Annotated in this window: 11 protein-coding genes; all 11 read left to right on the plus strand. The window is 35.4% G+C overall.

From position 1 onward, the window contains the following. Positions 1 to 228 precede the first annotated feature (228 nt). The 11 genes from J2Y60_RS10675 (at position 229) to J2Y60_RS10725 (ending at position 15,558) form a co-directional block, all read left to right on the plus strand. Complete coding sequence (locus tag J2Y60_RS10675) at positions 229 to 1,740, plus strand: glycosyl hydrolase family 28 protein (protein ID WP_309918060.1); 1,512 nt, start codon at positions 229 to 231, stop codon at positions 1,738 to 1,740. Between the two features lie 34 nt (positions 1,741 to 1,774). Then, positions 1,775 to 2,899 (plus strand): glycosyl hydrolase, encoded by a 1,125-nt coding sequence (locus J2Y60_RS10680; RefSeq protein ID WP_309918058.1) that lies wholly within the window; start codon positions 1,775 to 1,777, stop codon positions 2,897 to 2,899. Positions 2,900 to 2,937: 38 nt separating this feature from the next. Next, on the plus strand, positions 2,938 to 4,416 hold the full coding sequence (locus tag J2Y60_RS10685; protein WP_309918055.1) for a glycosyl hydrolase family 28 protein: 1,479 nt from the start codon (positions 2,938 to 2,940) through the stop codon (positions 4,414 to 4,416). A gap of 23 nt (positions 4,417 to 4,439) precedes the next feature. Beyond that, complete coding sequence (locus J2Y60_RS10690; protein ID WP_309918050.1) at positions 4,440 to 6,611, plus strand: SUMF1/EgtB/PvdO family nonheme iron enzyme; 2,172 nt, start codon at positions 4,440 to 4,442, stop codon at positions 6,609 to 6,611. Positions 6,612 to 6,654: 43 nt separating this feature from the next. Continuing rightward, positions 6,655 to 7,740: a glycosyl hydrolase gene (locus J2Y60_RS10695; RefSeq protein WP_309918047.1), complete on the plus strand. Its 1,086-nt coding sequence runs from the start codon at positions 6,655 to 6,657 to the stop codon at positions 7,738 to 7,740. 46 nt (positions 7,741 to 7,786) lie between these two features. Beyond that, positions 7,787 to 8,794 carry a hypothetical protein gene (locus J2Y60_RS10700; protein WP_309918044.1) on the plus strand — a complete coding sequence of 336 codons (1,008 nt, stop codon included), beginning with the start codon at positions 7,787 to 7,789 and terminating at the stop codon, positions 8,792 to 8,794. Positions 8,795 to 8,810: 16 nt separating this feature from the next. Further along, entirely contained in the window at positions 8,811 to 10,256 is a 1,446-nt protein-coding gene (locus J2Y60_RS10705; RefSeq protein ID WP_309918041.1) for a hypothetical protein, read from the plus strand. Between the two features lie 156 nt (positions 10,257 to 10,412). Continuing rightward, positions 10,413 to 11,360 carry a nucleoside hydrolase gene (locus tag J2Y60_RS10710; RefSeq protein WP_309918038.1) on the plus strand — a complete coding sequence of 316 codons (948 nt, stop codon included), beginning with the start codon at positions 10,413 to 10,415 and terminating at the stop codon, positions 11,358 to 11,360. Positions 11,361 to 11,393: 33 nt separating this feature from the next. Beyond that, the gene (locus tag J2Y60_RS10715) at positions 11,394 to 12,251 is read left to right on the plus strand and encodes a sugar phosphate isomerase/epimerase (RefSeq protein ID WP_309918036.1); all 858 of its coding nucleotides are present in this window, start codon (positions 11,394 to 11,396) and stop codon (positions 12,249 to 12,251) included. Positions 12,252 to 12,283: 32 nt separating this feature from the next. After that, on the plus strand, positions 12,284 to 14,065 hold the full coding sequence (locus tag J2Y60_RS10720) for an endo-1,4-beta-xylanase (protein ID WP_309918033.1): 1,782 nt from the start codon (positions 12,284 to 12,286) through the stop codon (positions 14,063 to 14,065). A 23-nt stretch (positions 14,066 to 14,088) separates the two neighbouring features. Beyond that, positions 14,089 to 15,558: a hypothetical protein gene (locus J2Y60_RS10725; protein ID WP_309918028.1), complete on the plus strand. Its 1,470-nt coding sequence runs from the start codon at positions 14,089 to 14,091 to the stop codon at positions 15,556 to 15,558. The last annotated feature ends 32 nt before the right edge of the window (positions 15,559 to 15,590 follow it).

Genomic DNA, 15,590 nt, shown 5'->3' on the forward strand with positions numbered 1-15,590 from the left:
CAAGAATGGTAGGTTTATTTTCAAATCAATGTAGCAAGACAACTAATCTATTAGTTAAAAACCGTAAATTTTCGCACAAATGTTATGAAAACCTCGATGTTGAAAGCGAGTTTTAATCAATTTCAGTTAAAGACGTATAGGTTACTGCTAAATGAATAATATGGTTTTGAAACAAATACGTATATGGCACATCGTCAGTTTTAGAAATAAGCATCAATAAATTTTATAATGATGATTAATAAAAAGAATATATATAAACTAATATTTGGTTTACTAGCTCTAATTCTAAGCAAAACAAGCTTTGGACAAAGCTATAATATCTTAAATTTTGGTGCAAAAACTGACACTACTTTCTTGAATACTCAGGCGATTCAATCCGCTATAGATAAATGTCATAGTCAGGGTGGGGGTGAAGTTGTTGTACCAGCTGGTAGGTTTTTCACAGGTACAGTTTTGTTAAAGACTAATGTTTATCTAAAGCTTTCAGCAGGGGCGGTCTTACAGGGAAGCTATAACCCTGCTGATTACCCTGAATATAATATTTTAGCTGCTAAAAAATATGGTACGATAACGCATAATGGCTTGTATGTAGAGACTATGAAAGCCCTTGTAATAGCAGATAACGCCCATCATATAGGTATATTAGGCGAAGGGACACTAAAAGGAGCTGGCGAAGCACACGTTTTTCAACTAGGTATCAATAAAGACGGTAAGCCCAAAAATATCTTTTTTATGGGTTGTAAAGACGTTATTTTAAAAGATTTTGATGTATTGAATGCCGCTCAAGTTTGTATTTCTATTTCGGGTTGCGAAAGGGTGCTGATTGATGGAATTTACCTCAGAACGTTAGTAAATTTTAACAATGACGGTTTAGATATTGATGCGAATGATACAACTATTTCTAACTGCATTATTGATTCTGAAGATGATGCACTTTGTTTTAAAAGTGAATATTTAGATAAGTTTTGCGAAAACATAACCGTAACCAACTGTGTACTTTATACCCCTTGCAATGGTATCAAGCTCGGTACGGGTTCTCGCACGGGTTTTCGTAATATTTCAGTCAATAATTGCGTAATTAAAAAGCCATCTGTTAATCAATATCGCCGCTGGACTTTACCCACAGGTGTGGTGTATCAGCATGATATACAAAGTGTAAATACAGGTATTGTAATTCAGGGTGTTGATGGTGGAATTGTAGAAAATATTAGCTTTTCGGATATTGTTATGACCGATGTTTTGAGTCCAATATTTATCAGAGTAGGAAAACGTTTTCTGAACTCGGATGGCAAACCTTCTATTATGCGTCATTTAAATATTAAAAATATTCGGGCAGAAAGCAGAAGTATTATTCCTTCCATTATTGCAGGTTTAGAAGAAAGCCCAGTAGAAGATGTCAGGCTTTCAAATATTAGTATTGTAGTGCCGATAGGTGTGAGTTCAGATTTTCTAAAAACTTTTCCAGCAATTGTTCCAGAAGATACAAAAGGGTATCCCGAAAACCGGTCTACCTTTGGCTTGAAAATCCCTGCTAGTGCTTTTTATATTCGTCATGCTAAAGGAATAGTTTTGAACGATATTTCGGTGAAATGTGTCGAAAACGAAGTCAGACCAGCATTCTATATGGATGATGCGAAAGTAGTCAGATTAAAAAATGTGATTATCAATGATATAAAAATTGGAAATAATAGAGCTAATGTTTTTTCAAAAAATAGTGAAAAAATTGAAGTGATTGATTGATGACATGGAATATAATTTTAAAAAATAACAAACAATGAATATTAAAAAAATAACAATTTTCATGTGTTTATTAACCCCAACATTAGGGTCTTGTCAAAAAGAAATAGCCAAAATTGCTGTTTCAACAAATTCAGCCATAACCACAAATGGTCTATCAACTTCGATAAAACTCGAAGACCGTACACCCAAAGGTATCTTAAAGTATTTTGACAGACTTATCAAAGATAGTTTGATTGTTGTAGGACAGGCTTGTTTTCCTGCCAACCTCAACACGTCTGAGGGCTACAAGACTTATTTTGAGAATTTGAACACACAAACGGGTAGATATCCTGCTTTATTAGGTTTACATTACAGCCAAAAAATGGGTCAAGATACTACAATCATCAATCAATTAGCGATTAATCATTGGAAAAAAGGGGGGCTTGTAACAGTGGGAATGTCATTTAATAACCCCTTTTTTGAAGGAATTGATAGGAGTTTAGCAATAGATTATGGGAAAATTGATTTGAAAAAATTACTATCAACTGCCCCTGATTCAAAAGAAAAAACAGCATATAGAAATCAATTAACGTTTGTTTCAAAAGCTTTATTAAGCCTTAAAAAAGCAGGGGTTGTAGTCATTTGGAGACCTTTTCATGAAATGAATGGTAATTGGTTTTGGTGGGGACTAGAAGATGCTAAAAACCCTGAAAAAGTTAGCGACTATCATTTATTATGGCAAGATATGCACAAAACCCTCACTCAGATGGGTTTAGATAATCTCATTTGGGTATTTGCCCCAAGTGACCCATGGAATCAGGATGTGCGTAATTCACTGGCTCTGTTGTATCCAGGAAGCGAATATGTAGATATTGTCGGAATGTCTATTTATAAAGCTCCTGTTCCAGACTTTGTTGAGAATTATGCATCGCTCAAACAATTTAACAAAACAATCGTGATTGCTGAATGTGGTGATGATATTGATAATCAAGGAGTTAAAGTTTTAGATGAAATGGATATTTTGAGAAAATACAGAGGTAAAGCGGGTTATTTTTTACAATGGGCAAGTTGGCAGAACAGTAAATTGAATGTATTAGTAAGGCGAGCAATTATTGATAACCCAAATGCCAAAGAAATGATGAATCACCAATGGGCAGTAACACTAGATGAAATAAAATGAAACGTAAAATAATACCTGAAATATGTAATATTAGACCTATGCTAATATTATTTGCCATGTTGCAAGGTCATTATACTTTTTCTCAAACGTATAATATTCTAGATTTTGGTGCAAAAACCGACACTACTTTCTTGAACACTCAGGCAATTCAATCGGCTATTGATAAATGCCATAGTCAGGGTGGTGGCGAAGTTGTTGTGCCAGCTGGTAGGTTTTTCACAGGTACAGTTTTGTTAAAGACTAATGTTTATCTAAAGCTTTCAGCTGGGGCGATCTTACAGGGAAGTTATAACCCTGTCGATTACCCAGAACATAACATTTTAGCTGCTAAAAAATATGGTACGATAACGCATAATGGTTTGTATGTAGAGACTATGAAAGCTCTTGTGATTGCCGATAATGCTAATCACATAGGTATAATAGGTGAAGGTACACTAAAGGGAGCTGGTGAAGGTAATGCCTTTCAATTAGGTTTGAATAAGGATGGTAAACCCAAAAACATATTTTTTATCTCTTGCAAAGACGTCGTTTTGAAGGATATAGACATCTTTAATTCAGCACAAGTAACGGTTTCTATTTCAGGCTGTGAAAGAGTTTTAATTGATGGCATCTATCTTAGAAGTCTAGTAAATTGGAATTGCGATGGTCTGGATATTGATGGGAAAGACATTATTATTGCTAATTCTATAATTGATTCAGAAGATGATGCCCTTTGTTTCAAGAGTGAATATATAAATAAATTCTGCGAGAATATCACCGTTAGCAATTGTGTCCTCTCTTCGTTATGCAATGGTATCAAGCTAGGAACAGGTTCTCGTACAGGTTTCAGAAACATCACTGTCAATAATTGTGTCGTAAAGAAAAGTTCATTCAATGGGTATAGACATTGGAAAATGACCCCTGAGGTTGTTTATAATCCTGAAATACAAAGCGTAAATACAGGCATAGTTGTTTTGGCAGTTGATGGGGGAACAATGGAAAATATTCATTTTTCAAATATCATCATGACAGATGTACTTTCACCCTTTTTTATAAGAGTTGGCAAGCGGTTTTTAAATCCCGAAAACAAACCTTCTGGTATAAAAAATATCAGTATCAGCCATGTGAGTGCCGAAAGTAGAAGTATTATTCCTTCTATTATTGCAGGGTTGGAAGACAGTCCAACCGAAGAAATTAAGCTTTCTGATATTCATATTACTGTACCAATTGCTGTTAATGATGATTTTCTGAAGACATTCCCTTCAACAACACCTGAAGACCTAAAAGGCTACCCAGAAAACAGACTTACGTTTGGTTTAAAATTACCTGCCAGTGCATTTTATATAAAGCACGTTAAAGGGTTAACAATGCAGGATATAACGGTTACGTATCTTGCTAATGATGTTCGACCAGCTTTCTATTTAGATGATGTAAAGAATGTGAAATTAAAAAGTGTTTTTACTGATGATAAAAAACTAATTGACAATAAAACAATGCTAGTGAAAAGTAAGGCTGAAAAGCTAGAAGTGATAGATTGATTTTGCTAAAAAAAAGATTGATTATGTTATCAAAAATAGTTTTTGTTGCTCTGGTATTGTTATGTTTTGTGAAAGAAGCTAATGCTCAAAACAAAAATATCAATAAAATATCTGATAAATATTATCACTTAATTGAAGCTCCAACTTCAGCCGACAAGTGGGATGAATGGAGATTGTCCATGCGTATATGGAGAGATTCTACGCTAAAATATATCAATTACAAGGGTAATAATTATCAGAATAACCATTACAAATGGGCTTCAAAAGCATATAGTACCTACTTTCTGATGGCAAATGATATCCATCTGTATGATAAAAACGGTAACTACGACATCCGTAATTGTGTAAAAAAATACGAAAACAATTATGGAGGGGTTGATGTAGTAGTGCTTTGGCCGACTTACCCGCAATTGGGTTTTGATAACAGAACCCAATATTCGTTCTATAGAAATCTGCCAGGAGGTGTGTCTGGACTAAAAAAACTATGTGATGAATTACATCAAATGGGCAAAAAAATGATGATTGCCTATAATCCTTGGGATAATACAGCCCGAAATAAAGGCAAAACTGACGAAGATGAATTGCTTGATTTACTAAAAGAAACAGGAGCAGATGGCGTTTATTTAGATACTATTTCAAATGTCGAGGGTTTCTTTCAAAAAATGCAAAGTAGTAATCGTGGTGCTGTTTTTCAGTCTGAAATTCCAATTAATCCTGAGGCATTGAACCAAGTACACCAATCATGGTTAGAAGTTGGCTGGTCAGAAAAGAACAAACATCTGGAATTTGCTGAAGTGCCAGCCCTTGTGCGTAACCGCTGGCTAGAACAAAAACATTTGATTTACCGATTATCACGTTTCAGTCATGAACAATCTACCTTAATTCAAAACGCTTGGATTAATGGTTGTGGAATAGTTTTATGGGAGAACGTATTTGGAACAGTTAATGAATTGAACCCACGCGACCGTTCTTTAATCAACTCCATGCTGCCTGTTCAACGTGAATACAGTGTTTTTTTTACCGAAGGAGAATGGTTCCCTCTTTTTCCAATTAAACTCAATAGAGTATACGCTAGCCAATGGCAGTTAGGTAATAAAAAACTGTGGACGATAATTAACCGTCAAGAGCAAATAGCTACAGGTAAATTATTTGAAGTTGAGGCTGTAAAAGATGTAAAATATTTTGACTTAATAGCGGGTAAAGAAGTTAAAACAAGCATTGAAAATGGCAAAGTAGGGTTGTTCGCTGAATTGAAACCCAAAGCTATTGCTTGTATATTGTCTATTCCATCAAGTGAACTAAATCCTGCTTTTTATACTTTCTTGAAAAAACAGTCAATCATTAATCAAAAAGCAGACTTTAGCACTACCTATAAGTTACCTAAGCATAGCTTAAAACCAGTTGTATCGACAAAAAAATACATTGAAACAACTTTGCCTAAAAGCATGGTAAGTATCCCTGTTTCTAAAGATTCTGTAACAATGACTTTTAGTTTCAGGCAACGTGAATGTGGTTTTTACCCTATTGGCGATTTTGTGGACTTTTCATACAGCCAGAATAGAAACGAAATCACCAAAGGAAAGGTAAAGGCAAAACTAGAGTCTTTTGCGATAGACAAAACCTTGGTGACGAATCAACAATTTGCTGACTTTTTGAAAGCCAGCAATTACAAACCAAAGCATTCAGAAAACTTTCTAAAACATTGGATTAATAACAAGCCTCCCCAAGGATATGAACAACATCCTGTGGTTTGGATAACCTTGGATGATGCCCGTGCTTATGCTAAATGGGCAGGCAAGCGTTTGCCCACAGAAATAGAATGGCAGTGGGCTGCCCAAAATGGTAAAGATGAAACTCTATACCCTTGGGGAAACAACTATGATTCTACCTTAGTAAATGCTGGGCAGTATTTAAGAACAACCCCTGTAACCCAATTTGAAAAAGGTAAAACTAAACAGGGATTGTACGATATGAGTGGCAATGTATGGCAACTAACTGAAAGCGAGCGTACTGACGGCTATAATAATTATTATATTTTGAGAGGCGGAGCATGGTACAGAAATAGAGGCTCGGAATGGTATGCCGACCAAGGGGCTATGGATACGTCTTTTGGAGCAAAGTATTTGATGACTTATCCGGGACTAGATAGGTGTGCAACGGTAGGTTTTAGGTGTGTGGTAGATGTTTTGAAATAAGTAAAATTGACTTAATCGAATGATTTAATCGCTGTAAATGAACATGAAAAAAAACAGTTATATTTTTGTCGCCACCATTTTGGTGATGGGATATTCAATAAATCTTTTTGCACAAAAATCTGCTTCAATAAAATTAAAAGACCGTACACCAAAAGGTATTGTTAAATATTTCGATAGGCTTATTAAAGACAGCCTAATCGTAGTAGGACAACACTGTGCTGGGGAAGACAATAACCAAGTAAGGGGCTATCAAACTTTTTTCGAAGAGTTGCATTCCCAAACAGGAAAATACCCCGGTTTATTGGGCTTGGAATATGGTTCTAGACCCAATGTGCCACACGATGTTATTAATCAAATGATGATAGACCATTGGAATAAAGGAGGAATTGTAACACTAACTTGGTGTGCCGACAATCCATTTAAAGATGGCTATAATGGTAATTGGAATGCTATTATCAACAAAGATAGTATCAATCTAAAAAGCCTTCTATCAATAGCACCAGACTCAAAAGCAAAAGCGAGCTATTGGACAGAGCTAATGCAGGTAGCAAAAGCCTTAAAAAAATTAAAAGATGCTGGTGTTGTAGTACTGTGGCGACCTTTCCATGAAATGAATGGCTCTTGGTTTTGGTGGGGTCCAAATGATGACAAGCAGCCTACCAATCTTGAAGATTTTAAAATACTTTGGCAAGATATGCACAAAACCTTCCGTAAAATGGGCTTGGATAATTTGGTTTGGGTATATGCTCCCAATAATCCTTTTAGTTCATCCACCAAAGAAGCCGTTTTGACTATGTACCCAGGCGATTCCTACGTTGACATTGTTGGAATGGATATTTACAAAGCTCCTGTTCCAGATTTTACAGATAATTATGAATTACTCAAAAAGCTCAACAAGACGATTGTCATCGCAGAATGCGGAGACGATATTGATAACAAGGGAACAAAAGTACTGGATGAAACAGAAATCGTAAAAAAGTATAAAGGTAAAGCTGGGTATTTTATGCAATGGCATAGCTGGTATAACCCTAGGCTAAAGGTAAAAGTCAGGAGAGCCATCATTGACAACCCTTATGCCAAAGAAATGATGAATCTTTCTGCGGCAGTTACCCTTGATGAGATGAAATAATAATAAATGCTACTTACCATTAGCATGAACTTAATGTAGCAATAAAATGAAAAAGAGATTACTCCTAATTTTAATAGGAAGCCATACAGCATTAATGATGCTATTGGTTTTAAGCTGTGCTAGTTCGCAGGAAATTAAAAGTAAACAAAATGAAGAAACTGATTTAAAAGGAGAATTAGTCTTTCAATCGGGTTTCGAGGGTAGCACCAAAGTTGTACAAGATTTAAATACGAATGACTACGGAGCCCCCTATGAACATATTGAGGGAAGAGACAATACCCTAACCTCAAAGAACGATTGGAGTAACGATTGGGCTACTATTTTGAAAGGAAATAGTATGCAAATTCAATACACAGGTGGCGATGCCACCAAACGATTTGCAAAGGTTATCCCAGAGCCTAAAAATCTAGCAAACCATGTATTACAATTTTGGTTAGATGATGCATGGCTGGCTTCAGAAAACCAAGAAAAAGCTCGTATTCAGGCCAATCTATATGGTATAAAAAGTGGGTTTAAAGAGTATTCCCAATCTGTTAGGGTTTTCCTGACAGACGATTTTAATGTTTTAAAAAACTATCCCCAAAAAATAAGCTGGCTCACTATTTCGGAGTTTTGGAATAATGAATGGTGGGTGAAAGATGAAAAATATGGGTTTAGAATATCTTTAGGAATAGGTAAACCAACCGCCCAAAGTAGCGATTTAAATTTTATACTAAATGCCGAAAATAACGGGCAGATTGAAGTCTGGAATGCAAATAATACGAATGTAAAAGTGCCAATTGGAAAATGGTTTACCATGAATTATTACATAAAAGAGGGTAATAAAGAGAATGGTCGTTTTGTCATTTCAATTACTCCCGATGGTGAACAAACACAAACAGTTGCTGATGTAACAAACTTTACTCATAACACTACAGACCTCAATCCTAACGGAATAACTGGGTATAATCCATTAAAACTTTATACCTCTAAAGATGTAGTGCATTTTGTAAAATCTAAAGGAAAGACTTTACAGATTTATTGGGATGATTTTAAACTGTGGAAGAAGAGATAATAAAAAACAAAGAAATATGAAAGCATACGCAATAGTGGTTTACTTGCTTCTAGGGTTAGTCTCTAGTTGCAAAAAAGAAATAGCCAGCCCAATAAATCCAACTATTGTCAACGATGGTATACTAACTATATACCCATCACCAGGGAATTTAAGTACTGTTGAACACCTTACTCAATCCAATGATTATACCGTTGAAATCCGAAAAACAGGTGAAACAGAATACAAACCTTGTTTTGTTTATAAAACGGATAATTACTGGGTTGATACCTACTTTGGTGGTATTTCTAAACCTCAAACGTCGGCTTCATTTACCAGTTTTGCTTTCAGTAAAACCTCTGTTGACGTAAAAGTAACATTTAATTCTACTGCTAATAATGTTACGATTCGTCCCTTGAACTTTGGGATTAATCCTACTAAAAATGGAAATGTAATAACCTTTACATTATCAGAACCCAAAAAGATTTCTGTTGAATTTAATGATCTAAAAAATCCATTATTCCTTTTTGCCGAAGCCCCAGATATTCCAAATACAACTGCTACTTATTATTATGGTCCGGGTGTGCATAACATTGGTTTGCAGAAAACCATCAAAACGAATGAGTCAGTTTATATCGCTGCGGGTGCTGTGGTCGAAGGTTCTTTTATCACAGCATACAATACTCAAAATGTTAGTATCAAGGGTAGGGGAATTCTTACAATGGGCGAATGGAAACACAAATCCCGTGAAGTTCCATGGCTTGGAGATCACTCAGCCATTAAAGGTAATGGAATAAGTAACTTACAAATGGAAGGATTAATTATTGCTAATAGTTGTGGATGGACAATCCCCATCTATAACAGTGGTAACTTAACATTCAATAATCAATTTCGTAATTTAAAATTGATTTCTTGGAATGGTAATACAGATGGTATTTGGGTAAATGGTAATAACCATATTGTAGATGATTGTTTTATTTTTAATAATGACGATATCATCATGTCTCACGGTGCTAGTAATTGCAAAGTATCAAATCTTGTTGCTTGGGGGGGACCTTGGGGACGGTTATATTGGCTTAATAACCAAAAATCAACCTCAAATATCGTTTTTGAAAACATTAACCTCATTGGTAAAGATGGTGGTGTTGGCCTAATCGTTATTGACGGAACAACAGGAACAAATATGAGTGTAAACGATATTACATTTAAAAATATTAGGGTTGAAGCACACCCCAAAACAAGTAATTATAATACCAATAAATTTATCATTTTCAATTCTGGATACAAAAGCCTTGATAACTGGATTTTTGAGGATGTTACCATTGATGATAAAAATCCAGACGAGGGCGATTTATATGGAACAATAAACAGCCCCATTAAGGGCATCAAATTCAAAAACCTAAAAATTGGAGGCGTAAAAGTAAATTCTTTATCGGAAGGGAATATGGATAAAAATGAGTTTGCAACAGGGATTACTTTTGAATAACCATTTAACATTAATCACATCAAATATAGCTTTTATATCAGATTTATCCACAAAATAATGGATTTATGTAATAGCAATTGATGAAACCGAAACCCAATAGATAGCACTACACAATATGGTGCTTCAAACCATAAAATAATTATAAAAACATACAATATGCTAAAAATCAAATATTTACTTATTGTTGCTCAGTTATTATGTTTTAGCAGTAGCCTCTTTAGTCAAAAACAAAAGGTATGGTTGGATACTGATACTGGCAACGAAACCGATGACGTTTACGCCATTGTACAATTGCTGATGGATAATACCATTGATTTAGTTGGAATAAGCTCTGCCCATTTCAACAATCCAGATTTAGTTGCTTTTCAGAAGTGGAATCAATATCCTACAAAGGGAATCAATACCGTAAATATTTCGCAGCAGTTAAATGAAGAGATTCTGGCATTGATGGAGAAAAGTTATATTCCTCATCCAATAGGAGCTGACAGACAAATGGGAAGGGCCTGGGGGAGTCAAGAACCACGAAACTCTGAAGCAACAAAACAGATTATTCGTAAAGTTAAAGAGCTAAAGCCTAATGAAAAACTCCATGTTATCAGCATTGGGGCATTAACTAATGTTGCTTCGGCAATTGCGTTGGATACATCAATCGCTAGTCATATTCAATGTTATTTATTAGGAGCTAAGTACAATCTTGAAAAGAAGTACTGGGACAAAAGTGAGTTTAATATCCGCAATGACCTCAACGCATTTGATTATTTATTGAATAATCCAAAGGTCGAACTCATTATTATGCCTACAAGTACAGCACTTCCTTTTAGGTTTGAACGAGATGATTTATATGCAGTTTTGAATGACAAAAATCCAGTATTAAAACATCTAAAACAACGTTGGGAAGAAACAAACCCTGAAAGTACTACCAGAACTCTTTGGGATGTAGCCTTGATATTAGCGTATCAAAAACCAGCCTTTATAACCATTCAAGAGGTATTGACTCCACCAGAGAATACTCAACGGTTGGTTAAAGTATATGCACAAATGGATGTAAACAAAATGAAACAATTCTATTGGAACTCTTTGAAAAGTCTCAAGAAAAATCAGTAAGGAAATTTATTTATCATTTAAAACAAAACTATCATGTTCAAATACAGACAATTACTTTTATTCATTTTGTTGATGAATACTGGTGTTCTTTTCGCTCAAAAAGGTAAACCTCTTTTTACAAAAACACCTGGAATGGTATCATATACTTTCCGAAATAGTTTTGCCAAAGATGTAGCTGCTACCTTGGATACCCTCAAAAGCTTGGGCATTACTGATATTGAATTCTCAAATCTTTTTGGCAAAAAAGCAAGCGAGATACGTCAATTACTAGACGACCGTGGACAAAAATGTTCATCTTTTGGGGTAAGTTATAGTGATGCTCAAAACAAAACTGCTGAGGTAGGGCAAAATGCCAAAACGCTAGGTGCAAGCTATGTACGAGTGGCATGGATTATGCAAAAACCTCCTTTTACCATAGCAGATGCCCAAAAAGCGGTAGAAACTTTCAATAAGATTGGTAAGCAATTAAAAGACGACTTCGGACTAACTTTTTGTTACCATAATCATGGATACGAATTTGAAAAATACGAGGACGGCACATTGATGGATTATATCATCCAAAAAACAGACCCTAAATATGTAAGCTTTGAAATTGATATTCTTTGGACTTTTTTCCCAGGAGCAGACCCAGCAGCATTAATTGCCAAATACCCAAAAAGGTTTAAACTCATGCACGTAAAAGATTTACGAAAAGGTATTGTCGGCAATTTATCTGGCGGTACCCCTGTAGAAAACGATGTAGCCTTAGGTACAGGACAAATCGATATTCCTTCCGTATTAAAAGCTGCTAATAAATCAAGTATCGAACATTTTTATATTGAGGACGAAAGCCCAAGTTATGGTACTCAAGTACCTAAATCAATAGCCTATTTGAAGAGTTTGAAAAGATAATACCCTTCAACTTTCCTTTTTTAAAAACTGAAATGAACAAAATAATAGTTAAAGTCTTTCTTGCTATTTTAGCAACAGTAGTTCAAATATTCCATACTAATGCACAGAGCAAAAAAGGGTTTTCATTGTTAGTAAATGATACATTACTCTTCAAGCCCACTAGCAAATATGGTGCTATCCTTGAATTAGCATCCGTAAGTGACCAGCCATTTAGCAAGGCTTATCGTATTTCCACGGTTAATCAAAGTGGTAACGATAGCTTTGTTCTACGCTATGGTATTGACTCAACAGTTCGTAAAGGCGATGTGATTTTGCTTTCTTTTTACAGTCGTTCTATACAAAGCAAAAGAGAAACGGGCGAATCGTTTATGGAAATTGCACTAGACCGTTTCGTTGGTGGTAAGTACAATTGGCCTCCCTTGTTTGAAAGGGGTATTTCTTTTGGCTCAAAATGGATATTAACCCAAATCCCCTTTATAGCTGGAAGAGATGTAGACAAAGGAGAAATGGCTTTGATGATAAAGTCTGGCAAATTCCCCCAAGTATTTGAAATAGGGGGTATATCATTAATCAATTATAAACAGTCGGTAAAAATCCAAGATTTACCCAAAAGTATTGTGCATTATGATGGCGATGCCCCCAATGCAGCATGGCGAAAAACTGCCGAAGAACGTATTGATAAATACAGAAAAGGTGATTTAACCATAAGAGTAATTGATAAAGCAGGTAAACCCATTCCACAAGCCGATGTGACTGTGACCTTAAATAAAATAGCTTTTGGTTGGGGTACGGCTACATCTTCAGCAATGATATTGGATACCATCAGTCCAAATGCACAAAAATACCGCGATACCCTTTTAAGATACTTTAATAAAGTAGTATTAGAAAACGAAATGAAAGCTAGAAACTGGTATAGATTCAACCAAGCCCAGACTCAAAAAGGAGTAAAGTGGTTCAGAGACCATGATATACCTGTCAGGGGGCACGTAATGGTTTGGCCATCATGGGAACATTCTCCACATTTAGCTAATTTAAAAAACGATAAGGCTACCTTAAATGCTACTATTTTAAAACAAATTGATCAGCAAACCACTGCCATGAAAGACCAGTTTGTGGAGTGGGATGTTGTGAACGAGCCTTATGCTCATCATAATATTATGGATACATTAGGAGGTAAAAAAATGATGGTAGAATGGTTTAAGGCAGCTAGCAAAAACACTAAAGGAGTAAAGTTGTTTTTGAACGACTATACCATGTTTCATAGTGAAGGGGTAGGGAGTGATAGTTTTTATAATAACATAAAATTTTTAAAGGAAAACTTAGCACCTATTGATGCCATCGGGGAGCAAGGACATATCGGTGGAACACCCCCAGGCATTGAATTTATCATTGCTAAATTAGATCATTTTGCCACATTAGGTTTGCCCATTCAAATAACAGAATTTGATATTACTAGCGATGATGATGACTTCAAAGCCCGTTACCTAAAAGACTTTATGACGGCAGTTTTTAGTCATCCTTCCACAATAGGACTTATCCAATGGGGTTTTTGGGAAAATGCCCATTGGATACCCGCAGGAGCTTTATGGGATAAAAATTGGAACATTCGTCCACATGGAAAAGTATTTACCGAACTCGTAAGCAAAACTTGGAATACTAACGAAAACGGGAAAACTAATAAAAACGGCGTTTACACTATTAGAGGCTTTAATGGAGCTTATAATATTACAGTAAAGCATAGAGGGAAGTCCATTAAGCAACCATTTTCGCTCGATAGTAAAGGCGGAACATTGGTAATGAAAATGGATAATTAATGTTTAACAATACTATAAATTATATGAAAAGACTGATGTGGGCTTTATGTTTCCTCTTTACCATACATTCTGTTTGGGGTAATTATCATTTAAATAAATTACAAAAATATTCATCCCCCAATAATGCTAATGGATTTACTAATGCTGCAGATTTTGGATTTTTACCTTCTGAATCAGGAATAAACAATACCAAGGCTTTACAAGCGGCAGTCGATAAAGGAGGTACAATTATTATCAGTAATGCTGGCACTTATAAGTTGGCAGGTACAGTTTATATTGGCGATAGCACTTCTCTTATTTTTGGTGATGGCACAACTATTCAAAAAGTAGCCGAGAAGGGGGCATTCTGTCAGGTTTTTCTTAATAAAGGTGCATTGTCGAGAACTTACAATTACCATATTTCCATTGTTGGGCTAAATCTTCAAGTAAATGCCGTTGAAAAAGGGTGGGATGATGCCATTTATGGATTACGTGGACAAGTAGCTTTTTTCTATGCCAAAGATGTAAAAATAGAACGTTTTCGTTGTAATGACCTTGGCACTAAACAGTTCTGTCTCCATTTCTGCACCTTTGAAGACCTCTTGATTAATGATGTAATTATAAAAGGTAAAAAAGATGGTATTCATTTTGGAAAAGGCAAACGGTTTAAGATTAGTAATGCTCAATTTCAAACAGCAGACGATGCCATAGCCTTGGCCGCGGGCGACTGGGTTACTGCTAATCCAGAATTTGGCGACATTGAAGATGGTATTATTGAAAACTGTTATGACCTCCGAACCGAACATTGGGATGGTGCTTTTGCTAAAATTGTAGCTTCTGGCTGGACAGACTGGAAAGAAGGGATAGAAGTAAAACATGGCGATGCCGTAGTGGCAGACGGGAAAATTTACAGAGTATTAGCTCAGATTGATGGAAAGAAATATAAGTCTGTTACCAAACCAACCTTTGATAGTGGCATTAAGGAATTAGATGGTATTAAATGGACATTTCATCAAAGTGATACTATCCATACTGCGGTAGTCAGAAAAGTAGTATTCAGAGATATTTTTTTAGAAAGTATGCGAGTTCCCTTTCAAATTATGTGCTATGATATTAACTACGCACATTCGTATTATTCGGGTGCACCAATGCCTGTGCAAGGGGAAATATCGCTTGAAAATGTTACAGTAGTAAGCGATAACAAAAAAGCCTTAGTTAATATTTCAACACCAATTGATATTTTAACAATCAGAAATTCAACCTTGAAGAATAACAGTATTGATTTTCGTCATGCAAAGGATTTTGATACCTATCCCGAAACACATATCAGTTTAAGTAATTGTATCTATAAAAGCTCAGGAGTTTTTACACTCATCAAAAACAATAGTAAAGGCAAAGAAATATTTTTGAAAACCAATGGAAGTATTGAATTAGGAAAGAGTTTCTCTGTCAAGGTAGAGCCTGGCTTAGGCACTATCCATATCGATTCAGATTTGACAGGCTTAAAAAAATAGTAACAGCATAAAAAGTATCTCTAACGTTTGAA

The sequence above is a fragment of the Arcicella sp. BE140 genome, from assembly GCF_031456255.1.
In the GTDB taxonomy this organism is placed as follows: domain Bacteria; phylum Bacteroidota; class Bacteroidia; order Cytophagales; family Spirosomataceae; genus Arcicella; species Arcicella aquatica.